This window comes from Mesorhizobium sp. ES1-4 (genome assembly GCF_020164745.1).
GTDB lineage: Bacteria > Pseudomonadota > Alphaproteobacteria > Rhizobiales > Rhizobiaceae > Mesorhizobium.
The window spans coordinates 58,324-81,636 of the sequence record NZ_JAIUGV010000006.1; the positions used below are offsets into that span (position 1 = coordinate 58,324).

Annotated in this window: 22 protein-coding genes; 6 read left to right on the top strand and 16 right to left on the bottom strand. The window is 64.1% G+C overall.

Annotated features, from left to right (window positions below):
• Nucleotides 1–46: 46 nt before the first annotated feature.
• From LB556_RS12990 to LB556_RS13005, 4 genes are all read left to right on the top strand, one after another.
• Nucleotides 47–1,054, top strand: a complete 1,008-nt coding sequence (locus LB556_RS12990) for an ABC transporter permease subunit (RefSeq protein WP_224567605.1) — start codon at nt 47–49, stop codon at nt 1,052–1,054.
• 70 nt (nt 1,055–1,124) lie between these two features.
• On the top strand, nt 1,125–1,979 hold the full coding sequence (locus LB556_RS12995; protein ID WP_224568103.1) for an ABC transporter permease subunit: 855 nt from the start codon (nt 1,125–1,127) through the stop codon (nt 1,977–1,979).
• Nucleotides 1,980–1,981: 2 nt separating this feature from the next.
• The gene (locus tag LB556_RS13000; protein WP_224567606.1) at nt 1,982–2,833 is read left to right on the top strand and encodes an ABC transporter ATP-binding protein; all 852 of its coding nucleotides are present in this window, start codon (nt 1,982–1,984) and stop codon (nt 2,831–2,833) included.
• Nucleotides 2,830–3,657 carry a dipeptide ABC transporter ATP-binding protein gene (locus LB556_RS13005; RefSeq protein ID WP_224567607.1) on the top strand — a complete coding sequence of 276 codons (828 nt, stop codon included), beginning with the start codon at nt 2,830–2,832 and terminating at the stop codon, nt 3,655–3,657. Before LB556_RS13000 ends, LB556_RS13005 begins: the two co-directional genes overlap by 4 nt.
• 167 nt (nt 3,658–3,824) lie before the next feature.
• Here LB556_RS13005 and LB556_RS13010 read toward each other — a convergent pair whose 3' ends face one another.
• The 4 genes from LB556_RS13010 to LB556_RS13025 form a co-directional block, all read right to left on the bottom strand.
• A complete protein-coding gene (locus LB556_RS13010; protein WP_224567608.1) occupies nt 3,825–5,087 on the bottom strand; it encodes a cysteine desulfurase-like protein in 1,263 nt (420 codons plus the stop codon).
• A 37-nt stretch (nt 5,088–5,124) separates the two neighbouring features.
• Entirely contained in the window at nt 5,125–5,799 is a 675-nt protein-coding gene (locus tag LB556_RS13015) for an amino acid ABC transporter permease (protein WP_224567609.1), read from the bottom strand.
• 163 nt (nt 5,800–5,962) lie between these two features.
• Nucleotides 5,963–6,760 (bottom strand): ABC transporter substrate-binding protein, encoded by a 798-nt coding sequence (locus LB556_RS13020; RefSeq protein WP_224567610.1) that lies wholly within the window; start codon nt 6,758–6,760, stop codon nt 5,963–5,965.
• A 418-nt stretch (nt 6,761–7,178) separates the two neighbouring features.
• Nucleotides 7,179–7,955 carry an HpcH/HpaI aldolase family protein gene (locus tag LB556_RS13025; protein ID WP_224567611.1) on the bottom strand — a complete coding sequence of 259 codons (777 nt, stop codon included), beginning with the start codon at nt 7,953–7,955 and terminating at the stop codon, nt 7,179–7,181.
• Between the two features lie 122 nt (nt 7,956–8,077).
• On the opposite strand from LB556_RS13025, the gene LB556_RS13030 reads away from it, so the two are divergent.
• Nucleotides 8,078–9,169, top strand: coding sequence for an LLM class flavin-dependent oxidoreductase (locus tag LB556_RS13030; protein ID WP_224567612.1), 1,092 nt, complete (start codon nt 8,078–8,080; stop codon nt 9,167–9,169).
• Nucleotides 9,170–9,191: 22 nt separating this feature from the next.
• Here LB556_RS13030 and LB556_RS13035 read toward each other — a convergent pair whose 3' ends face one another.
• The 12 genes from LB556_RS13035 to LB556_RS13090 all read right to left on the bottom strand — a co-directional run bounded on the left by LB556_RS13035 (nt 9,192) and on the right by LB556_RS13090 (nt 22,282).
• Entirely contained in the window at nt 9,192–9,587 is a 396-nt protein-coding gene (locus tag LB556_RS13035) for a RidA family protein (protein WP_224567613.1), read from the bottom strand.
• Between the two features lie 76 nt (nt 9,588–9,663).
• A complete protein-coding gene (locus tag LB556_RS13040; RefSeq protein ID WP_224567614.1) occupies nt 9,664–10,812 on the bottom strand; it encodes an acyl-CoA dehydrogenase family protein in 1,149 nt (382 codons plus the stop codon).
• Nucleotides 10,812–11,624, bottom strand: a complete 813-nt coding sequence (locus LB556_RS13045) for an enoyl-CoA hydratase family protein (protein WP_224567616.1) — start codon at nt 11,622–11,624, stop codon at nt 10,812–10,814. The genes LB556_RS13040 and LB556_RS13045 overlap by 1 nt, the downstream gene beginning before the upstream one ends.
• Nucleotides 11,621–12,091, bottom strand: coding sequence for a MarR family winged helix-turn-helix transcriptional regulator (locus LB556_RS13050; RefSeq protein WP_224567618.1), 471 nt, complete (start codon nt 12,089–12,091; stop codon nt 11,621–11,623). The genes LB556_RS13045 and LB556_RS13050 overlap by 4 nt, the downstream gene beginning before the upstream one ends.
• Complete coding sequence (locus LB556_RS13055; protein ID WP_224567620.1) at nt 12,085–12,858, bottom strand: SDR family NAD(P)-dependent oxidoreductase; 774 nt, start codon at nt 12,856–12,858, stop codon at nt 12,085–12,087. The genes LB556_RS13050 and LB556_RS13055 overlap by 7 nt, the downstream gene beginning before the upstream one ends.
• The gene (locus tag LB556_RS13060) at nt 12,855–15,149 is read right to left on the bottom strand and encodes a bifunctional salicylyl-CoA 5-hydroxylase/oxidoreductase (protein WP_224567622.1); all 2,295 of its coding nucleotides are present in this window, start codon (nt 15,147–15,149) and stop codon (nt 12,855–12,857) included. The genes LB556_RS13055 and LB556_RS13060 overlap by 4 nt, the downstream gene beginning before the upstream one ends.
• Nucleotides 15,150–15,348: 199 nt before the next feature.
• Nucleotides 15,349–16,167 (bottom strand): ATP-binding cassette domain-containing protein, encoded by an 819-nt coding sequence (locus LB556_RS13065; protein WP_224567624.1) that lies wholly within the window; start codon nt 16,165–16,167, stop codon nt 15,349–15,351.
• On the bottom strand, nt 16,160–17,038 hold the full coding sequence (locus tag LB556_RS13070; protein ID WP_224567626.1) for an ABC transporter ATP-binding protein: 879 nt from the start codon (nt 17,036–17,038) through the stop codon (nt 16,160–16,162). Before LB556_RS13070 ends, LB556_RS13065 begins: the two co-directional genes overlap by 8 nt.
• The gene (locus tag LB556_RS13075) at nt 17,035–17,883 is read right to left on the bottom strand and encodes an ABC transporter permease (RefSeq protein ID WP_224567628.1); all 849 of its coding nucleotides are present in this window, start codon (nt 17,881–17,883) and stop codon (nt 17,035–17,037) included. Before LB556_RS13075 ends, LB556_RS13070 begins: the two co-directional genes overlap by 4 nt.
• On the bottom strand, nt 17,876–18,883 hold the full coding sequence (locus tag LB556_RS13080) for an ABC transporter permease (RefSeq protein WP_224567637.1): 1,008 nt from the start codon (nt 18,881–18,883) through the stop codon (nt 17,876–17,878). The genes LB556_RS13075 and LB556_RS13080 overlap by 8 nt, the downstream gene beginning before the upstream one ends.
• A 185-nt stretch (nt 18,884–19,068) precedes the next feature.
• Nucleotides 19,069–20,598, bottom strand: a complete 1,530-nt coding sequence (locus tag LB556_RS13085; protein ID WP_224567639.1) for an ABC transporter substrate-binding protein — start codon at nt 20,596–20,598, stop codon at nt 19,069–19,071.
• Between the two features lie 109 nt (nt 20,599–20,707).
• On the bottom strand, nt 20,708–22,282 hold the full coding sequence (locus LB556_RS13090; RefSeq protein ID WP_224567640.1) for a phytoene desaturase family protein: 1,575 nt from the start codon (nt 22,280–22,282) through the stop codon (nt 20,708–20,710).
• 118 nt (nt 22,283–22,400) lie between these two features.
• Between LB556_RS13090 and LB556_RS13095 the strand changes: the two genes are divergently transcribed.
• Nucleotides 22,401–23,192 (top strand): cyclase family protein, encoded by a 792-nt coding sequence (locus tag LB556_RS13095; RefSeq protein WP_224567642.1) that lies wholly within the window; start codon nt 22,401–22,403, stop codon nt 23,190–23,192.
• The last annotated feature ends 121 nt before the right edge of the window (nt 23,193–23,313 follow it).

The window sequence follows — 23,313 nt, forward strand, 5'->3', positions numbered from 1 at the left end:
CGCGAAACGGGGCGGCGCCAAAAGGTGCCGCCCCACCTCGCCCGCCATGCTGCGTTATATCCTCGGCAAGCTCGCCCTCATCATCCCGACCTTCATCGGGATAACCATCCTCGCCTTCGGCTTCGTGCGCATCCTGCCCGGTGATCCGGTGCTGGTGCTTGCGGGCGAACGTGGCCTGTCGCCCGAACGTCACACGGCGCTGATGCACCAGTTCGGGTTCGACCAGCCGATCTGGCAACAGTATCTGACCTATCTGACCAACATCCTCGGCGGCGATTTCGGCACCTCGTTTTCGACCAAGACGCCGGTGCTCAGGGATTTCCTGGTACGGTTCCCGGCGACGGTCGAACTCGCCATCTTCGCCATGATCTTCGCCGTCGTCTTCGGCGTCGCTTTCGGCATTTTCGCCGCGATCCGCCGTGGTTCCTGGTTCGACCAGCTGACCATGGGCACCGCGCTTGCCGGCTATTCCATGCCGATCTTCTGGTGGGGCCTGCTGCTGATCATCGTGTTTTCCGGCATGCTGCACTGGACGCCGGTCTCGGGCCGCATCGACCTTCTCTATTTTTTCAAGCCGGTCACCGGCTTCATGACCATCGACTCCCTTATCTCGGGCCAGAAGGGCGCCTTCCGCTCGGCGGTGTCGCACCTCATCCTGCCCACCATCGTGCTCGGCACCATTCCCCTTGCGGTCATCGCCCGGCAGACGCGTTCGGCCATGCTCGAGGTGCTTGGTGAGGACTATGTGCGCACCGCGCGCGCCAAGGGCTTGACCCCTTTCCGCGTCGTCGGCCTGCATGCGTTCCGCAACGCGCTGATCCCTGTCGTCACCACCATCGGCCTGCAGGTCGGCACGCTCCTGACCGGCGCCATTCTGACCGAGAGCATCTTCTCCTGGCCCGGCATCGGCAAATGGATGATCGACGCCATTTCCAAGCGCGACTATTTCACCGTGCAGGGCGGGTTGCTTTTGATCGCGCTGATCGTCATGTCGGTGAACCTTATCGTCGACGTGCTCTACGCCGTCATCAACCCGCGTATCCGGGCGAATTGACATGACCAATGAAGGCCCAGCCACAATCGAAGCCGCGACCGTCGCCAAGCCGCAGGACGCGCGCCTTCAGATGTTCGCCGAGTTCTGGCACTATTTCTCGATCAACAAGGGCGCGGTGATCGGCCTCTTCGTCTTCGCCCTGCTGATCCTGGTCGCCATCTTCGCGCCGCTGCTCGCACCGCATTCTCCGGATGATCAGTTCCGTGACTTCTTCCTGACGCCGCCGGCCTGGCAGGAGGGCGGCAACGCGCAGTTCCTGCTCGGCACCGACGCCGTCGGCCGCGATATGCTTTCACGCCTGATCTACGGCTCGCGCTTCTCGCTCGCCATCGGCTTCGTTGTCGTCACCACCGCGCTGATCTCCGGCGTCATCCTCGGCCTGCTCGCCGGCTACTGCCGTGGCTGGGTCGACACGCTGATCATGCGCATCATGGATATCATCCTGGCCTTCCCGTCGCTGCTGCTGGCTCTGGTGCTGGTCGCGGTGCTTGGCCCCGGCCTCGTCAATGCCATGATCGCCATCGCCTTCGTGCTGCAGCCGCACTTCGCCAGGCTCACCCGCGCCGCCGTGATGGCGGAGAAGACCCGCGAATATGTCGTCTCGGCCAAGGTCGCCGGCGCCAGCCATCTCAGGCTGATGCTGGTGACCATCCTGCCCAACTGCGTCGCCCCGCTGATCGTGCAGGCGACGCTGTCCTTCTCCAACGCCATCCTCGAGGCCGCCGCCCTTGGCTTCCTCGGCATGGGCGCGCAGCCGCCGACGCCTGAATGGGGCACGATGCTCGCCGAAGCGCGCGAGTTCATCCTGCGCGCCTGGTGGGTGGTGACCTTCCCGGGCCTTGCCATCCTGATCACCGTCTTCGCCATCAACCTGATCGGCGACGGCCTGCGCGACGCCCTCGACCCCAAGCTGAAGAGGTCGTGAGCATGTCCCTGCTCGAGATCAAGAACCTCACCGTTTCCTTCGACACCGCCGCCGGCCCGTTCATGGCCGTGCAAGGCATCGACCTTTCGATCGAGCCGCGCGAGGTGCTGGCGATCGTCGGCGAATCCGGCTCCGGCAAGTCGGTGTCGATGCTTGCGGTGATGGGGCTGTTGCCCAACACAGCGACCGTCAAGGCCGACCGCATGGCCTTCGATGGCATCGACCTTCTGAAGCTCAGCCCGTCCGAGCGGCGCAAGATCGTCGGCAAGGACATCTCAATGATCTTCCAGGAACCGATCGCCAGCCTCAATCCGTGCTTCACCGCCGGTTTCCAGATCGAGGAGGTGCTGCGCTTCCACATGGGCATGGACCGCGCCCAGCGCCGGGCACGCGCGATTGAGCTGATGAAGCTGGTCGGCATCGCCGATCCGGAATTGCGGCTGGGTTCCTTCCCGCACCAGATGTCGGGCGGCCAATGCCAGCGCATCATGATCGCCATTGCCATTGCCTGCAATCCGAAGCTTTTGATCGCCGACGAACCGACGACGGCCCTCGATGTCACCATCCAGAAGCAGATCCTCGACCTGCTGGTTTCGCTCCAGGCCAAATACGGCATGGGCCTGATCATGATCACCCACAATATGGGCGTGGTGGCCGAGACCGCCGACCGCGTCATCGTCCAGTACAAGGGCCGCAAGATGGAAGAGGCGGACGTGCTGTCGCTGTTTCAGTCGCCGAAGAGCAATTACACGCGCGCTCTGCTGTCGGCGCTGCCGGAGAATGCCGTCGGCGACCGGCTGCCGACCGTGTCCGACATGCTGTTCGAGCCGGCGCCGTCGGGAGCCAGCGCATGACCAGGGTCGTCGAAGGCAAGAACATCGTGCGCGACTACCATGTCGGCGGCGGCCTGTTCACCGGACCGCGCACCGTGCATGCGGTCAAGGACGTCTCCTTCAACGTGGACAAGGGCAAGACGCTGGCCATCGTCGGCGAAAGCGGCAGCGGCAAGTCGACGCTCGCCCGCATCATCACCTTGATCGATCCGGCGACAGCGGGCGAGCTCTTCATCGACGGCAAGAAGGTCGACATCGCCAAGAGCGGCCTGTCGAAGGAGATGCGCCGCAAGGTGCAGATCGTCTTCCAGAATCCTTACGGGTCGCTCAATCCGCGCCAGAAGATCGGCGACGTGCTGGGCGAGCCGCTGCTCATCAACACCGACAAACCGGCGGCCGAGCGGCGCGACCTCGCCATGAAGATGCTGAAGAAGGTCGGTCTCGGTCATGAGCACTACAATCGCTATCCGCACATGTTCTCGGGCGGCCAGCGCCAGCGCATCGCCATCGCCCGCGCGCTGATGGTCAACCCGAGCCTGCTGGTGCTGGACGAGCCTGTCTCGGCGCTCGATCTCTCGGTGCAGGCGCAGGTGCTCAATCTGCTCGCCGACCTGCAGGACGAGTTCCAGCTGACCTACGTCTTCATCAGCCACGACCTGTCCGTCGTGCGCTACATCGCCGACGACGTCATGGTTATGTATCTGGGCGAGGCGGTCGAATATGGTTCGCGCGACGAAGTTTTCGCCGACCCCAAGCACAGCTACACCAGGACCCTGTTCGCCGCGACGCCGCGCGCCGACGTGGCAAGCATCAAGGCGAGGTTGGCGAAGAAGAAGGCGGCCTGAGTCGGCGTGTCGATATTCAGGTGAGGCCGGCCTGCGAATGGCAGCTTCCTGCGCTTCCGGTGCTCACGTACTTAAGTACGCTCCGCTCCGGTTCTCGGAATCCGCCACTCTCGACTCGGCCTGACCTGAATCTCTAAACGCCTTGGCCTCCCGCTGTGACCATTCGGTCACGACAGCTTGGCGATGATAGTCTGTAGCGCCTCGCCGAATTTGTGGATTTCCTCGACCGTGTTGTAGTGCACCAGCGAGGCGCGGATGGCGCCGCTGTCCATCGACAGGTTGAGGCGCTTCATCAGCCGTGGCGCGTACATGTGGCCGTCGCGGATGCCGATCTGCATGTCGGCCATTTCCTCGACGATTTTCTGCGGTGACAGCGTGCCGATGTTGAAGCAGAAGGTCGGCACGCGCTCGTTGATACGGGCTTCGTCGGCGACACCATAGATGGTCGCGCCACACCCTTTCAGTACGCCCATCATCTCGCGCGCCAGAACCAGCTCGTAGTCGCGGATGGCACCCATGCCGGCGACGATGTTTTCGCGCCGCGAGCGGTTGTTGGAGGGGGCAAGATTGCGGCCGATCAGTTCCAGATACTGAACGGCGGCATCCATGCCCGATACGTTCTCGTAGATGAAGGTGCCGGCCTCGACCTTATAGGGCGGCTCGTTGGGGATGAAGTCCTCGCGGAAAGTGGGCAGCCGCTTCAGCGCCTCGAAGCGGCCCCACAGGAAGCCCATATGCGGCGAAAAATTCTTGTAGCCGGAGCAAACGAGATAGTCGCAGTCCCAGGCCTGCACGTCGATCAGCCCATGCGGCCCGTAATGCACGCAGTCGAGGAACACTTCGGCGCCGGCGGCATGCGCGATTTTACCCACCGAGGCGACATCGACGATGGAGCCGATCGAATGCGCCGTCACCGTGCAGGCGACAAGCCGGGTGCGGTCGGAAACCAGCGGCTTGAGGTCGTCGACATGCAGGTTGCCATCCTCGCGCATGCGCCACCACTTGAATTTGGCGCCAGCCGATTCCAGCGCCAGCCAGGTGGCTATGTTGGCGTCGTGGTCCATGTCGGTGATGACGATCTCGTCGCGCTCTCCAAGCATCTGGCCGATGCCGAGGCTGACAAGACGGATGAACGAGGTGGCGTTCATGCCGAAGCAGATTTCCGCCGGGCTGTAGGCATTGATCAGCAGGGCGACGCTCTCGCGAGCATCGGCGACCGATTGGTCGACGGCGACGCTGCGGCCGTAGCGGCCGCCGCGCTGCACATTGTGCGAGACCAGGTGGTTGGTCACCGCGTCGAGCACGCTCTGCGGGATCTGCGCCCCGGCGGCGTTGTCCATGAAGATGAAATCGCCGGCCCGCCGCAGGGCGGGGAACATGGCGCGGATGGTGTGGACGGGGAAGCCGCCGGTGGCCTGGGGATTGCTCAAGGATGTCTCCTGCGAAGTGCTGCGGGGTGGTGGGTGTCTAGCGGGCCTTCTCGTCCTTGAAGCGGACTTCAAGCAGGCTGACGAGACGAACCATCGGCCAAAGAAAGATGAGATAGACCAGTGCCGCGCCGATCAGCGGCGAGGGGTTGGCATAAAGCGACTGCGCGTTGGTCGCTTCCTTCAAGAGTTCCGGCAAAGCCACGGTCGAAGCCAGCGAAGTGTCCTTGAACATCGAGACGCAGTTGCTGGTCATCGGCGGTATGACGACGCGCACCGCCTGCGGCAGCACCACCTTGCGCAAGGTCAAAAGGAACGGCAGGCCAAGCGCCTGCGAGGCCTCGAACTGGCCACGCGGAATGCTCTCTATGCCGGAGCGGAACACTTCGGCCGAATAGGCCGACATGATGATGGCGAACGCGGTCACCGCCGACGCCCAGGACGACAGGCGTATGCCGAGGAAAGGCAGCGCGTAATAGATCAGGATCAGCACCACCAGCACCGGCAGGGCGCGGAAGATGTCGGTGTAGCCGACCGCCAGCCACCGCAGCGGCTTCGGCGCATAGAGCCGCAGCAGGCTGATCACCAGCCCGACGGGAATGCCTATGCCGATGCTGAGCAGCCCGAGCAGCAGCGTGTTCAGGAAGCCGCGCAGCAGCGCCGGCAGGCTCGACGCGATGACGTCGGCATTGAAGAAAGTGTCGATCAGCGACATCGGAGCATTCCCGAACGGTGTTGCGTCATCCGACGCCAGGGCCGACCCGGAAAATCAAGATCGGCTTTGCCGAACGGATGCTCGTCCCGGGAAGGTTATGGGTGAAAAAGGGGACGTGCCGACCCTTTTGAAACCGGCACGCCTTCCGGCTGTCGGCCGCCGCTCAGGCTTTCGGCAGCGGCATTTCCTTGACCGTGGAGGAATCGGCCGGCGCGTCGCTGCCGAACCACTTCTTGTGGATGGCGGCCAGGGTGCCGTCCTTCTTCATCGCCGTCAGCGCGTCGTTGAGCTTGCCGAGCAGCGGATGATCCTTGGTCATCATCAGGCCGTATTGCTCGCCGGTCTTGATGCGCTGCTTGACCGTCAGGTCCTTCATCTTGGTGAAGGAATACTCCATGCCGGGAATGTCGCTGACGGCGGCGTCGATGCGGCCGGCGCTGAGGTCGAGCAGCAGGTTCTGCTGCGTGTCATAGCCCTTCACGTCGCTGAAGCCGTCGGCTTCCTGATGCGCCTTGACCCATGTCTCGCCGGTCGAGCCCGAGAGCACCCCGACGACCTTGCCCTTGAGGTCGGCCTCAGTGTTGACCGCACTGTCGGTCTTGGTGGCGATGCCCATGTCGGAATCATAATAGGGCTGAGTGAAGGACTGCGACTTCAGCCGCTCCGGTGTGATGGTGATCGAGGAGATGGCGACGTCGATGCGCTTCGAGGTGGTCGCGGCGAACAGCGCCTGGAAGCCGAGATCGGCGATATCGGTGGTCATGCCGGCGCGCTTGGCCGCTTCGTTGACGATGTCGACCTCAAAACCCTCGAAGGTGCCGCTCGCGTTCTTGTATTCGAAGGGCGGGTTGGTCGGGTAGGCGCCGACATTGAGCACATCGGCGGCATAGGCGGTGGCTGGTCCGGCAGCGATGCCGATGGCGGCGGCGAGCAGGATGAGATTGCGACGAGTAAGCTTCATTGGTGGTCCCTCTGGGGTGTTCCCTCTGGTTGTCGATCGGGCGGGCTGCCCCGCACGGGTTCTTGCCGTCCCGCCTCCCAGCGGGTCGTCAATTCATGGTGGCGATGATGCGCTCGAGCGCGGCGGCGATTTCGGCGCGGTCGCATACGCATTGACGCGCGAAAGGTTGGCATGGTCTCGGTATGCAGGTTGCGGATCGGGGCGCGCACCATCGAAAGCACGGCGCGTGCTGGACGATGACTGGGGCAGCACAAACGACAAGGACTGAAACCCTTCCCACCCGGAACAGCACGACGAACCGCCTCGGAAAACCCTACAGCCCGACAGCTGCCATCGATCTCGAATGCTTATCCAAAGCGCCGCGCTTTTCAAGCAAAAGTTTTAAGCTTAAAAAGTTTCTGGCTTGCTCGAAAGGGCGTTAGCGCGGGCCTTCCCTCGCCGGTTCGTTTCGGGCGGCGGCATAGTTGGCCGCGGCGCCCGCGCCGAGAAACATCGTATCGCTGGCCAGGACGAAGAAGCTGGCGCCGACGGCTGCCCATTGGCCGACGGTCCGCGGGCTGGCGCAAAATATGCCTGGGACCTTGCCGTGCGCGGTCGTCACGCCGACGATCCTGCCGATCGCATCCGTGAGCTTGTCGGCGCCCTTCGGCCCGATCGCATCGATCGACACGGAGAGATCGCCTGGGCCGACGAAGATCACGTCGACGCCGTCGACATCAGCGATCGCGTCGATGTTGGCTAGCCCTTCGGAGGTCTCGACCTGCACCGCCACGACGATGCTGTCATTGGCGCCGGCCAGATATTCGGGAATGCGGTAGCCATAACCGGCCGCGCGGCCTGGTCCGACGCCGCGCTCGCCCAGCGGCGGATAGCGGGACGCCTTCACGGCCATCGCCGCCTGTGCCGGTGTCGAGACGCGTGGGATCAGAACGCCCTGCGCGCCGCTGTCGAGTGCGGCCTGGATGGCTTCCGGCGCATGGCCTGGTACCCGCACCATGGCCGGCACGCGATGGACATCGGCGGCGCGCACCATGGTTTCGATGGTGTCGCGCGAGATCTGGGCATGCTCCCAGTCGATGCAGATAAAGTCGAGGCCGGACAGCGCCAGCACCTCGACCGCGACGGGGTGAGGAATTGCTGCGAAGCACCCGACGAGGTTGGCCTTGCCGATGCACTTCTGGCGGAACTCGCTCATGCCCCATCCCTTCTCTCAACCCGCCAAATTCATATCGGCAAACCAGCGCGGGGCGAAGCTATTTCATGCTTGAAATATTCTCGCGGAGCCGTAGCGTGCGATCTTCGCCGGGAGGTCGCGACATGAACAAAGCACATCCGTTGCACGGCTCCAACAAACTCAAGCTTGGCGTTTTCTCGACCAACGCCGATGGTGGTCTTGCCATCTCGGATGTCCCGGAACGCTGGACGGCGAGTTGGCACGACAATCTGACGGCAGCCCAGATCGCCGACCGCGCCGGGCTGGAGTTTATGTTGCCGATCGCTCGCTGGCGCGGCTTTGGCGGCCGCAACAACGTGAGAGAGCGATCGTTCGAGACCTTCACCTGGGCGGCAGCACTCGCCGTAGCCACCGACAGGATCGGCCTGTTCATGACCGTGCATGTACCGCTGGTGCATCCGCTCTATGCCGCCAAGGCGCTGGCGACGGTCGACCATATCAGCCAGGGCCGTGCCGGCCTGAACATCGTCTGCGGCTGGAACCCGAAGGAATTCGGCATGTTCGGCACGCCGCTGGTCGAGAAGGGTTACGACCAGGCGGCGGAATGGATCGAAATTCTCGAGAAGCTTTACGCGTCGGCGGAGCCGCTCGATTATGAAGGCACCTATTATCACCTCAAGGAGGCGGTCAGCCGGCCTGCCAGCCTGCAGGTTCCGCGCCCGGTGACCATGAACGCCGCTTTCGGCAGTCCGGGCCGCGATTTCGCTGCGGCCCATTGCGACTACCTGTTCACGACCTTTTCCGAGATGGGCGATGCCGGCAGGCATGTCGACGACATCAGCGAGCGGGCCGACAAGGCTGGCCGGGAGGTCGGCGTCTACACCGTGGCGCATGTCGTCTGCCGCCCGACCATGGAAGAGGCGCAGGCCTATTATAACAGATATGCCGTCGATCTGGCGGATCACGAGGCGGTCGATGCGCACATGGCCGGCAAGAAGGAATTCTCGCAATCGCACGATCCGCACGCCTATGACTGCTACCGGCAGCGTTTCGCCGGCGGCGCCGGCACCTATCCGCTGATTGGAACGCCGCAGATGATCGCCGCCGAGATGGCCGCTATCGCCGCGCACGGCTATCAGGGCATCGCGTTGTCCTTCGTCAACTACACGCAGGAACTGCCCTATTTCTGCGACCACGTGCTGCCTCTGCTGAGGCAGGCGGGACTTCGCGAGTAAATATTCCGGGCAGACGAATTCCTTATTCCGGAATGACGGCGGTCGCCTGGATCTCCACCTTGGCGCGGTCCTCCACCAGCGCCACCACCTGCATGGCGGCCATCGCCGGAAAATGCCGGCCGATCACCTCGCGATAGGCCTCGCCAATCCCCTTGAGGTTACCGAGATATTCGGCTTTGTCGGTGAAATACCAGGTCATCGAGGTGATGTGCCGTGGCTCCGCGCCGGCTTCGGCCAGGACCGCGACGATGTTCTGGAGTGTCTGCCGCACCTGGCCGGCGAAATCGTCGGTCTCGAACCGGCATTGCCCGTTCCAGCCGACCTGCCCGCCGACGAAGACGAGCCGCCCGCGCGCCGCCACGCCATTGGCGTAGCCGACCGGTTTTGCCCAGCCTTCCGGCTGCAGGATCTCGTGCATGTCGTCTCTCCGCCTATCCAATATCGGGTCCGCAATATCCGTGTCGAAAACAATTCAGTCCGTGGTCACGACCTGCTCAGGCCGCGCCCATCACTTGCCGCGCGATCACCACTTTCTGCACGTCCGATGCGCCCTCGTAGATGCGCAGCGCACGGATTTCGCGGTACAGGCTCTCGACGATGTGGCCTTTGCGAACACCGTCTCCGCCATGCAGTTGCACCGCCTTGTCGATCACCTCCTGAGCCTTGTCGGTGGCGAACAGCTTGGCCATCGCCGCCTCGCGCGTCACCCGCGCGGCGCCCATGTCCTTGGTCCAGGCGGCGCGATAGATCAACAGCGCCGCCGCATCGACGTCGAGCGCCATGTCGGCGACATGGCCCTGCACCATCTGCAACTCGGCCATCGGTGCGCCGAACAGCTTGCGCTCGGCCACGCGTTTGATGCTTTCATCGAGCGCCCGGCGGGCAAAGCCGAGTGCCGCCGCGCCGACGGTCGAGCGGAACACGTCCAGAACCGACATGGCGATCCGGAAGCCGTCGCCCGGCTTGCCGATCAGCGCAGAAACCGGCAGGCGGACCTTGTCGAAGGACAGGCGTGCGAGCGGATGCGGTGCGATCACTTCGAGACGTTCGGCAATGCAAAGGCCTTTGGCGTCGCCCGGCACCAGGAAGGCGGAAAGCCCCTTGGCGCCCGGCGCCTCGCCGGTGCGAGCAAAGACGACATAGAGATCGGAAATGCCGCCATTGGAGATCCACGTCTTCTCGCCGGTGAGAAGATAGTCGTCGCCGTCGCGTATTGCCGTCATCTCGGTGTTGGCGACATCCGAGCCCGAGCGCGGCTCCGACAGGGCGAAGGCGGAAATCGCCTTGCCGGCCCGTGTCTTTGCCAGCCATCGCTGCTGTTCCGGGGTGCCGAACAGGCTGAGCGCGCCAGTGCCGAGCCCCTGCATGGCGAAGGCGAAATCGGCCAGCCCGTCATGGCGCGCCAGCGTCTCGCGCGTGATGCACAAGGCGCGGACGTCGAGCGGTCCGGGATTGTCGGTGTCGAGCGCCGTCGGCTTCAGCCAGCCATCCCTGCCGAGCCTGGCCACCAGTTCGCGGCAGGCGGCATCGACGTCATGGTGATCGACCGGCAGGTTCTTGGCGCACCATGCATCGAGCTGCTCAGCCAGTTCGCGATGGCGGTCCTCGAAGAACGGCCAGTTGAGAAAACTCTTGTCACCCATCAATTGCCCTCGAACACCGGCTTCTGCTTGTCGACGAAGGCGTTGTAAGCGCGCTCGAAATCGCGCGTCTGCATGCAGATCGCTTGCGCCTGGGCTTCCGCCTCGATTGCCTGGTCCAGCCCCATCGACCATTCCTGGTTGAGCTGCGTCTTGGTGATGCCGTGCGCGAAGGTCGGGCCGGAGACGATGCGGGTCGCCATCTCCAGCGCGTCGGCCTCGAGCGCTTCCGCCGCTATCAGCCTATTGTAGAAGCCCCAGCGCTCGCCTTCATCAGCCGTCATGGTGCGGCCGGTGTAGAGCAGCTCGGCGGCGCGGCCCTGGCCGATGATGCGCGGCAGGATCGCGCAGGCGCCCATGTCGCAGCCGGCGAGGCCGACGCGTGTGAACAGGAACGCGGTCTTGGCTTCCGGCGTGGCGACGCGGATGTCGGCGCTCATGGCGATGATGGCGCCGGCGCCGACCGCCACACCGTCGACCGCCGCGATGATCGGCTTGCCGCAATTCAGCATCGCCTTGACGAAGTCGCCGGTCATGCGGGTGAAGGCGAGCAGTTCCTTCATGTCCATCCTGACCAACGGGCCGATAATGTCGTGGACATCGCCGCCGGAGCAGAAATTGCCGCCATTGGGCAGGAACACCACGGCGTCGACATCGTCGGCGTAGACGAGATCGCGGAACGTGTCGCGAAGTTCGGCATAGCTGTCGAAGGTCAGTGGGTTCTTGCGCTCGGGATGGTCGAGCCGGATCTTCGCGATCCTGCCCTCGACCTGCCACAGGAAATGCTGTGGCTTGAGACCTGCCATTTTGGTCATTCGCGTCCCTCCCAGTTGCTGCGGAACGAGGTCAGCATGCCGGTCAGCCGGCGTGCATCGTCCTCGCTGACCTTGCCCAGCAATTCGCCGATCCAGCCTTCATGGGCGGCGGCGATTGTAGCGAAGGATTTCGAGCCTTCGTCGGTCAGCCGCACCATCGAGGTACGGCGGTCGCCATTGCGGCGCGCGCGGGCGACGAGCCCTTCCGATACCAGCCGGTCGACAATGCCGGTGACATTGCCGTTGGACACCAGCAGGAAGCGCGAGAGGTCGCTCATCAGCATACCCTCCGGCGCCCGGTAGAGGGCGGCCATGACGTCGAAGCGCGGCAGCGTCGTGTCGAATTCTTTCTTCAGGCGCTCCCGCAATTCGGCCTCGATCGTGCGTGATGCGCGCAGCAGCCTGATCCAAAGACGCAGCCGGTCCTTGCCGGGTCCCGATGGCACGGGCAGGGGGCCGGCTACCATGTTTCACCTCCCGAAATCGAAATCGCCTGTCCGGTGATCGATTGCGCCGCATCGCCACACAACCACAACACGGCTTCGGCAATTTCCCGCGGCTGGATGAAACGGCCTTGCGGATTGGTCGAGGCGAGGCTTGCTCGCGCCTGCTCCGCCGAGCGCCCGGTCTTTTCGATGATGCGCTGGATGGACTCCTCCAGCATGTCGGTCTCGACGAAGCCCGGACACACGGCGTTGACGGTGACGCCGGACTTCGCCGTCTCTGCTGCGAGCGCCCGCATCAGGCCGACGACGCCGTGCTTGGCAGCGACGTAGGGCGCGACATAGGCGTAGCCTTTGAGCCCTGCCGTCGAGGCGATGAACACGATCCGCCCCGCCTTGCGCGCGGCCATGCCGGCCAGCGCCGGCTTCACCGTCAGGAAAGCGCCGGTCAGGTTGATGTCGAGCGTGCGCTGCCAGTCGGCGAGCGGGGTCTTGTGCGCCGGCGTGCTGCCGGCCATGCCGGCATTGGCGACGACGATGTCGAAAGGCCCGCGTGCGGCTTCGGCCGTCTGGTAAAGCGATGCCATCGCCGCCTCATCCGTGACGTCGGCGGCGATCCCGAAGATGCGATCGCTTTCGCCTGCCACTTTGGCAAGTTCCGCTTCACGCCGGCCACAGATCGTCACGTCGATGCCGGCGCCAGCCAGCGCCAGCGCCACGGCCCGGCCGACGCCGGATCCGCCACCGGTCACCAGCGCGTGCTTGCCGGGGAGTGTCGCAGACGTCGTCATACCTTCAGCCCCGCGGCGGCATCGCGCTCGGCCAGCCGGTAGAGCTGGTCGCGGCCGGGCAGATAGGGATCCGGCCATTTCACGCCACGGTCGCCGAGCGTCACCGCCGCGTGCAGCGTCCAGTAAGGGTCGGCGAGATGCGGCCGGGCCAGCGCCACCAGGTCGGCGCGGCCGGCCATCAGGATCGAGTTGACATGGTCCGGTTCGTAGATGTTGCCGACCGCCATCGTCGCCATGCCGACCTCGTTGCGGATGCGGTCGGAAAACGGCGTCTGAAACATGCGCCCATAGACCGGCTTGGCCAACGCCGAGGTCTGGCCGGCCGAGACGTCGCAGATGTCGACGCCGGCTTCGTGCAACAGCCGCGCGATCTCGACTGCGTCGGCGGGTGTCACGCCTTCGATGCCGACCCAGTCATTGGCCGAAATGCGCATCGATATCGGCTTTTCGGCCGGCCATGTGGCGCGCACCGCATGGAAGATTTCGAGGGGATAGCGCATGCGATTGTGAAGCGAACCGCCATATTCGTCCGTGCGTCGGTTTGTGACCGGAGTGATGAAGGACGACAGGAGATATCCATGCGCGGCGTGGATTTCGAGCATATCGAAGCCGCAGCGCTGCGCCATTTCGGTAGAGGCCACGAACTGGTCGCGCACCCTATCCATGTCGGCTCGGTCCATCGCCTTCGGCACCTGATTGTCAGGCGACCAAGCCACCGCCGAAGCCGCCATCACAGGCCAGTTGCCGGAGGCCAGCGGCACATCTGTGCCTTCCCAGCCGACACGGGTCGAGCCCTTGGCGCCGGAATGTCCGATCTGGGCGCAGATCTTCGCCTCTGTCTCGGTGTGGACGAAATCAACCAGGCGCTTCCATGCCACCTCGTGCTCGGGCGCGTAGAAGCCGGGGCAGCCGGGCGTGATGCGCCCTTCGGCGCTGACGCAGGTCATCTCGATATAGACGAGGCCGGCGCCGCCCTTGGCCCGCTCGGCATAGTGGGTGAAGTGCCAGTCGGTCGGGCAGCCATCGACGGCCTTGTACTGCGCCATCGGCGAGACGACGACGCGGTTGTTGAGCCTGAGGTCGCGCAGCTTGAAGGGAGCGAACATCGGCGCGCGGCGCAGCCTGTTGCCTCCGGCGCCGGCCTGGCGCTGGAACCATTCTTCCGCGCCGCCCAGCCATTCGGCATCGCGCAGCCGCAAATTCTCGTGGCTGATGCGCTGCGAGCGGGTCAAAAGCGAATAGTTGAACTGCACCGGATCGAGCCCGAGATAGCGCTCGACCTCTTCGAACCATTCGAGCGAATTGCGCGCCGCCGATTGCAGCTTCAGCACCTCGGTGCGGCGGGCATCCTCATATTTGCGGAAAGCGGCATCGAGGTCCGGTTCGGTTTCGACATACTCGGCCAGCGCCACGGCACTTTCCAGCGCCAACTTGGTGCCGGAACCGATCGAGAAATGCGCCGATGCCGCCGCGTCGCCCATCAGCGCGAGGTTCTTGTACGACCAGCGCTCGCACAGCACGCGTGGGAAATTGATCCAGGCCGAACCCCGGATATGGTTGGCGTTGGTCATCAGCGCATGGCCGCCGAGATGTTTTTCGAAGATGCGCTCGCACACGGCAATCGATTCTTGCTGTGTCATCGCGCCGAAGCCGAAGGCAGCCCAGGTCTGTTCGCTGCATTCCACGATGAAGGTCGCCGTGTCGCTGTCGAACTGGTAGGCATGCGCCCACACCCAGCCATGCTCGGTCTTCTCGAAGATGAAGGTGAAGGCGTCGTCGAATTTCTGGTTGGTGCCGAGCCAGACGAACTTGCATTTGCGCGTGTCGATGTCGGGCTTGAAGATATCGACGAAGGTGTTGCGCGCCCTGGAGTTCAGTCCATCGGCGGCAACCACCAGATTATGCGTTTCCATGTAGGGACGGGGATCGGCGATATCGGTCTCGAACATCAGTTTGACGCCGAGCTCGCGGGCGCGGCGCTGCAGCAGGATCAACAGCCGCTTGCGGCCGATGCCGCAGAAACCATGGCCTGACGAGACCGTGCGCACGCCGTCATGGATGACGGCGATGTCGTCCCAATAGGCGAAATGCTTCTTGATCCAGACGGCGCTGACAGGGTCGTTCTTTGCAAGGTTGTCGAGCGTTTCGGCCGACAGGACAACGCCCCAGCCGAACGTATCGTCCGCGCGGTTGCGCTCGAACACCGTCACATCGTGCTCGGCATCCCGGAGCTTCATCGAAATGGCAAAGTAGAGGCCGGCTGGTCCGCCGCCGAGAACCGCAACCTTCATTCGTGCGATCTCCTCTTCGCTTGCTATGGCTTCAGTATCGCGCCGGCGGCAATATATTTCAAGCTTAAAGTTTTATGTCGAAATGATTGTCCAAGGGCTTCGATGGCAGGCTTGACGTCTTGCAAGCGTAGCCGACGACGCCGCATCGATCGAGCCGAACAAGAGCGGGTCCGCTCTTCGGTGTGCGGGACGAAAAGTCTTATGCGGGCGGCTGCAGCCAGTCCGCGTCGATCTCGGGAAGCGGAATCGCGGCAAGCAGGTCTCGTGTGTAAGCCTCCCTGGGATTGTCGAATAGCGCGTCCGTGGCGCTGGCTTCGACGATGCTGCCTTCGCGCATGACGATCACCTGGCGGCAAAGCCGCCGTATGACCGACAGATCATGGCTGATGAAGGCGACGGTCAGACCCATCTCGACGGCAAGCTTCTCCAGCAGGGTGAGGATCTGCGCCTGCGTCGACACGTCGAGACCGGAGACGATCTCGTCGGCCAGGACGAATTTTGGCGACAGCGCCAGCGCGCGCGCAATGCCCACACGCTGACGCTGGCCGCCCGACAATTCGTGGCGGTAGCGGCTGGCGAAACTCTGCGGCAGGCCGACCCGCTGCAGCGCCTCGGCGACCCGGCTCTTCAGATTGTCGCCAAGCCCGTTCTGCTTGAGCGGTGCGGCGATGATGCTGGCAATGGTGCGGCGTGGATTGAGCGACGACATCGGGTCCTGGAAGATCATCTGCAGGTCGCGGCGCAGCGGCCTGAGCTCCGTCTCGGACAGATGGGTGATATCGCGGCCATCGAACGCGACGCTGCCGGCGCTCGGCTCCAGCAGCCGCACCAAGGCGCGGCCGAGGGTAGACTTGCCTGATCCGGACTCGCCGACGATGCCCGTGACCGATCCCCTGGGCAGGTCGAAATCCAGGCCCTTCAGGATCTCGGCCATCGGCGCGCGGCCGACCAGCGGCTTGCGTGTCATGTCGGGCAGGGCGACCTTCAGCCCGCGCACGGAAAGAAGCGGCTCAGCCATGCGGACGCCTCCATGCCTGGTCCGCCGCCGCGATCTCGGCGGCAAGTCCTGCCATCACCGTCTCGTCCACCGGTTTCAGCGAGGCGAACGGGTCGGTATAGCGTGGCGTCGCCGCCATCAGCGCCCGCGTATAGGGGTGTTGCGGTGCGGCGAAGAGCGCTGCCGTCTCGGCCTCCTCGACAACCTTGCCGGCATAAAGTACCGACACGTTCTGGCTGATCTTGGCGACGACACCGAGATCGTGGGTGACGAACAGGATCGCCGTGCCATGCTCGCGCTGCAACTGCGCGATCAGGCGCAGGATCTGTTTCTGCACGGTGACGTCGAGCGCCGTGGTCGGCTCGTCGGCAACGATCAGCCGGGGCTCGGCGGCGAAGGCGGCGGCAATCAGCACGCGCTGGCGCATGCCGCCGGACAGTTCATGCGGGTAGCTCTTCAGCACGCGCTCGGGGTTGCGGATCTGCACCTCGTCCAGCAATTGCCGGGTGCGGGTGTCGGCCCTCTCGCCGCTCCAGCCGAGAATGCGCACCAGCCGGTCGGTCATCTGCGGGCCGATGCGGCGCGACGGGTTGAGCGCGGTCAGTGGGTCCTGTGGGATCAGCGCCGTGCGTGCGCCGATCAGCGTGCGCCGTGCCTTGGGCTGGAGCCTGCCGAGGTCTTCGCCCTCGAGCCGCATGGCACCTTCGACGACGCGAACGCTCGACGGTAGGACACCGAGCACCGCCTTGCCGATCATGGTCTTGCCGGCGCCGCTTTCGCCAACCAGAGCGCGCACTTCGCCCGGCTGTACGCAGAGCGAGACCGAGCGCAGCACGCGCTGGCCGTTCGGCAGCACGGCGCTCAGACCGGCGATGTCTAGACAGGCGTTCATCGCAGCACCGGATCGAAACGCGTTTTCAGCGCCTCGCCGAACTGGCTGAACGACAGCACGGTGAGGATCAGCGTGACCAGCGGGAACACCAGCACCCACCACGCCTGATGGATCGACAGCCGACCCTCGGCGATGATGCCGCCCCAGGTTGGATCATCGGTCGAGATCGACAGGTTGACGAAGGACAGGATCGCCTCGACGATCACGGCGATGCCCATTTCCAGCGACAGCAGTGCCACGATCGACGGCACCACGTTGGGCAGCACTTCGCGCAGCATGATGCCGACCCGGCCATAACCGGCGATGCGGGCATTCTCGACATAGTCCATGCGCGACTGGCCCATGGCCTCGGCGCGGATCACCCGGCAGAAGCGCGTCCAGTCGATGATCGCAATGGCAAGGATGACGGAACCAAGGCCGGTGCCCAGCACCGCGACGAGCAGGATGGCGAACAGCACCGGCGGAAACGCCATCCAGATGTCGACGACGCGCGAGACGATGCGGTCGGCCCAGCCGCCGAAATAGCCCGCGATCAGCCCAAGCGTCGAGCCGACGAGGCACGCGGCGATCGCGGCGGCGAAGGCGACGATGAAGGCGATGCGGCCACCAAAAATCAGCCGGGAGAGCAGGTCGCGGCCGAGGCTGTCGGTCCCCAGCCAATAGCCGGGCTCGGCGCCATCGAGCCAGAAGGGCGGCAGCCGCTCCAGCATCAAATCCTGCGCCAGCGGATCTTGCGGCGCGACCAGCGGCGCGAAGATCGCCGCCAGCAGTGCCAGCAGCAGCCAGCCGCCGGCGAGCCACAGCCTGGGGCTCCGTCTGCGCCTGGACGTGTGTGACTTATCCATGGCGCAGCCTCGGATTGAGAAGCGCGTACATCATGTCGACGGCGAGGTTGATCAGCACGAACAGCAGCGCGAACACCAGCACGATGCCCTGGATCAGCGGCAGGTCGCGGTTGATGACGGCGTCGATCGCCATGTTGCCGAGTCCTTCATAGGAGAACAGCCGCTCGACGATGACCGTGCCGCCGATGAGGAAAGTGAATTGCACGCCGACCAGGGTCAGCGTCGGCAGGGCAGCGTTCTTCAGTGCCTCTCGCAGGATGACCTGCGTTTCCGAAAAGCCCTTGACCCGGGCCAGTACGACATAGTCGAGATCGAGCACTTCCTTCAGCGACTGTTTCAGCAACTGCGAGATGATCGCTGCCAGCGGCAGCGCCAGCGCGACCGCCGGCATCAGCATGTGTTTGAGGAGATCCCAGGTCAGGTCGAAGCGCAGCCGAAGCAGGCTCTCGAAGAAATAGAACTGGGTGACGAAGGGCAGGTCGAGCTGCGGAGACACGCGGCCGGAAATGTCGAAAATCGGCACCAGCACGCCGAACAAGAGGATCAGCACCAAGCCCCAAAGGAAATCGGGAATGGAGAGCGCCGCGCCGCTGGCGATGTCGATGCCGGCCTCGACCGCCGTGCCACGCTCGCGCGCGCCGAGGATCGCCGTCGTGCCGCCGATCGCCACCGCCATGACAAGCGCGACGATGGCGAGTTCCAGCGTCGCCGGCAGCCGATTGAAGACCAGCCCGAGCACGTCCTGCCGGAGCGAGATCGAGGTGCCGAAATCGCCCCTGACGACGCCGGACAGCCAGATGAAGAACTGCTCGACGATCGACTTGTCGAGCCCGTAGAGCGCGCGCAAGCGGGCGATATCGGCATCGGTGGCGCCGGGCGGCAGCATCATGGCAATCGGGTCGCCGGGGGCGACGCGGATGACCACGAAGACGACGACGGCCACGCCGAACAGCGTGATCAGCATCGTCAGCAGACGAACGAAGAACCTTTGCAGCAACATGCGGGCCTAATCAGTCTGAGGAACTCCCCCTCATCCGGCCGCTTCGCGGCCACCTTCTCCCCGGAGGGGAGAAGAGGTCAAAGACGGCTGAGCCAGTCTCTTCTCCCCACCGGGGAGAAGGTGGCCGCGAAGCGGCCGGATGAGGGGGCCTGCCGGGTGAAGACCGGCAGGTGCAAGGCTGGCGATCAGGCCGGGGTCATCAGCGCCGGCAGCAGCGCGCCGGAAATATGCTGCACGACCTTGACGCCCTTGGCATGCACGATCGGCTGCGCGTACTGCATCAGCGGCAGCACATAGGCCTGCTCGGCGATATACTTGTCGACCGCTTTCCAGCCGGCGATCCGCTTGGCCTCCTCCTTTTCGCCCCATAGCGGGTTGATCATGTCGATCAGGTCCTGGCTGTCCCAGACCGAGTGTGGGCTCGGGCCATACATCGCGAAGCCGGTCGAGGTGGTCGGGTCGCCGATGGCGTTGCCCCAATTGTAGAAGGCGGCCGGTGCCAGCTTGTCGGCGGCGCGCAGTTCGTAGTGCTTGGCGATTTCGTAGACTTCGATCGTCGCCTCGATGCCAACCTTGCGCCACATCCCGACGATCGCCTGGATCATCTCATAGTCCTTGGGTTTGAAGCCCTTGGTGGTCTGGATCGTGAACTTGACCGGCTTTTCCGGCGAATAACCGGAAGCGGCAAGCAACTCCTTGGCCTTGTCCGGATTGTGCTCGACCTTGATCGACGCATCGTAGGCTGCATATTCCGGCGTTTCCAGCGTGGAGAGCGGCTGGCCGTAGCCGCGCAGCAGCCGCTTGACCAGAAGCTCCTTGTCGACAGCCATCACGGCCGCCTGGCGGACATTCTTGTCTAGCATCGCCTCGATATCGTTGAAGAAGATCATGCCGATGTCGGAAACGTTCTTGATCGAGCCGGCGAGCCCATCCTTTGCGATCAGCCGGTCGTATTCCTCATAGGGGATTTCGAGCGTCACCTGCGAAGAGCCGGACTCGATTTCGGCCACGCGGCTCGCCGCGTCGGTGACGAACTTGATCGTTACATTTTCGAAGGCCGGCTTGGCGCCCCAATAGTTCGGATTGGCCTTGAGCCGCAGGAAGGCGTTGCGTTCGAACTTGTCGACCATGTAGGGCCCGGTGCCGATCGGCGCCTTCTCGAAGCCTTCGGCGCCGACCTTCTCGTAATAGGCCCTCGGCATGATGTAGCCGGTCAGGAACGACATCCACTTGAAATAGACCGGGTCGAACTGCACCACGTCGCCAGTGATCTTGTTGCCGTCGATTTTGAAGTTGTTGACGTTCTTCCAGACGAACTGGATCGGGTTGCCGGTCTTCTCGTCACCAGCGCGTTGCAGCGACCAGACCACGTCCTCGGGCGTGAACGGCGAACCGTCATGCCATTTCACGCCCTCGCGCACCGTCATCATCACCTTGGTGCGGTCGTCGTTCCAGCCCCATTCGGTCAGCAGGCCCGGCGCGAAGGACAGGTCAGGCTTCTGCGGGATGAACTGGTCGAACACCGACTGGTAAAGGCCCTGGATGGTCGGATTGACAGCCGAAGGCCCGGTGGTCGGGTCCCAGGACGGCAGGTTGACGTTGTAGGCGATGGTCAGTTCGTCGGCGGCGGCCTTGGCGATGTTCGGCAAGCCGACCGCGGCCACGCCAAGTGCCGCGGCACTGTATCCGAGCAAGTCACGTCTGTTGATTGTCATGGTCGTTCCCCTTGTTGATTGTTGTCTTTACGCGGCAACGTCAGTCGATCTTTACCGGCTTCGCGGGCAGCAGCGCCTTGCCTCTCGTCGCCTCCATGAAACCGTCGGGCTACCTCCCGCCAAGCTGTTGCGCGAGCATGAAGCCCGACGCAGCACCGGTGCCGGCACCCGGCCATGTCGCGGCGCCGGTCAGGTGCAGATTGGCGACCGGTGTGTTCCAGCCGGCATAACCTCGCGCCGGCCTAAACAGGAAATTCTGCGCCAGATGATGGCTGCCGCAGATCTGGTCGCCGCCAACGAGGTTAGGGTTTTCGCGCTCGAGGTCGATCGGCGAGAACACCGAGCGGCCAAGGATCTTCGCACGCAGGCCGGGCGCATAGGTTTCGATGATGTCGAGCACCCGGTCGGCGTAGGCCTCCTTCACCTCATCCCAATGGGCCGGCGCGATCTTGGCGGCGACGTCGCCGAGGATCTCTGCCGGCAGCGTGCGCACCTGCACCCACAGCACATGCTTGCCCGCAGGCGCGCGTGACGGGTCGATCGCCGTCGGCTGGCCGACGACTAGTACCGGTTCGTCCGGCAGCATGCCGGCCATAGCCTGCTGATAGGTGCGCGACATCTGGTCGAGCGATGGCGCCAGATGCACATAAGCGAACTGCCGAAGCTCCGCCCCGGCGCGCCAGTCCGGCAGGTCGTCGAGCGCCAGGTGGATCATCATCGTGCCGGGCGCGTGGCGGAATTTTCGCATCGCCGTGTCGAACCTGGCGTCGCCCGAACCATTGGGCAGCAGCTTGCCGGTCAGCGCCTTGGGCGCAACGCCGGCAATGACCGCCCTGGTCGCCGTATGGGTCTCACCGGAAGCCAGCCGCACGCCGGTCGCCTTGCCGCCGGAAACCGTGATTTCGGCCACCTCGGCCCCGGTGACGATCTTGCCGCCGGCTGACGTCACCATGCCCGACAAGGCGCGGACGATGGTGTCGGCGCCGCCCTTGCCAAGCACCATGCCGAAACTCTGGTTGGCCATCGATTCCAGATAAGGGAACACGGCGCCGCCGGCGATGTCGGGGGCGAAGTCGAGATGCATGCCCCAGGTGGCGAGCGTTGCGCGCACATGCGGCGACTCGAAGTTTTCCTCGAGCCAGGCGCGCGGCAACGACAGCAGCAAGCGCCCCGTGTCGAGCGCGCCGGACATGCCTTTCCTGCGCCACAGGTTCCATGCCGTACCGGCAAGCGCGCGGGCGTTCATCGGAGAGCCCAGCAGGCGAAACAGATGCTCGGCTTCAGCCGGAAACGCGGCGACCAGCCTGCGCCATGTCGCGGCATCGGCGGCGGAGAACGCTGTCATTCGGGCGGCGGTCTTTTCCAGGTCGTTGCTGACACCGAACCAGCGTCCGTCAGGGAAGGCGCTGGCGAAACAATCGGCGACGGGCGCGAACTCCAGCCCCTGCGCTTTCAATTCATTTGCATATTTCCGATGGAAGGCCGAGCCGGCAAACAGGCTCAGATTCATCGCGCCGAAGTCGTGACGGAAGCCGGGAAGCGTGAATTCGCGGGTCTGGACGGCGCCGCCGATGGTAGCGCTGCGCTCGAAAATCCCGATTTTCCAGCCTTTGAGCGCCAGATGCGCTGCGCATGCCAAAGTGTTGTGGCCCGCCCCGACAAAGATGGCGTCGAACTCGCTCACGCCCCGTTCCCATTTCCTTTATGCTTAAAGATAATTGCAGATGCATATGTTTTCGTCTAGTAGGATATTAAGGGCCGAGACGAGCCTTGATCATTACCGAAAAGAGGGAACAGAGACCATGGACACGCAAAAACTCCTCGGCGAAGTCGCCGGCCAGCTGCTTTCGGGCACCATCAAGGTGGTCGACCTGTCGGCGCCGCTCGGACCCGACACGCCGCTGATCAAGCTGCCGCCGGAACTCGCGGTCGACACGCCGAAGGTCGAGATCCATAACATCTCCCGTTATGACAAGAACGGTCCTTGGTGGGCATGGAACTGGCTGAAGCTCGGCGAGCACTCGGGCACGCATTTCGATGCGCCGCAGCACTGGATCAGCGGTAAAGACTATCCGGACGGCGCCACCGACACCATTCCGGCGCAGAATTTCGTTGGCCCGGTCAATGTCATCGACTGCTCGAAGGAAGCGGCCGCCGATCACGACTTCCTCCTCACCGTCGACCACATCAAGGCCTGGGAAGCCGAGCATGGCGCCATCAATGCGGGTGAATGGGTGGTGATGCGCACCGACTGGTACAAGCGCAACGGCTCGGAAGCCGAATTCCTCAACGCCAACGAGACCGGTCCGCACACGCCGGGCCCGACGGCCGAAGCCATCCAGTATCTGATCAGCAAGGACATCAAGGGTTGGGGCTCGGAGACCATCGGCACCGATGCCGGCAAGGCCGGGGGCATGGAGCCGCCATTCCCGGCGCACACGCTGATGCACAAGGCCAACCGCTACGGCCTCGCCAGCCTCTGCAACCTTGACCAGCTGCCGCCGAGGGGCGCGATCCTGATCGCCGCGCCGCTCAAGATCGAGCACGGCACCGGCAGCCCGATCCGCGCACTGGCGCTGGTATCGGGCAACTAGGGCGAGGTGGGTCTTCGGGAGAAGATCATGCACGCGGGTAATGTGATGGTGAAGTCGAGGCAGCCGTCCTGGAGCGTCAGCGCTCTACGGCGCCCGCCTCTGACCAAATCCCACCCCCCAG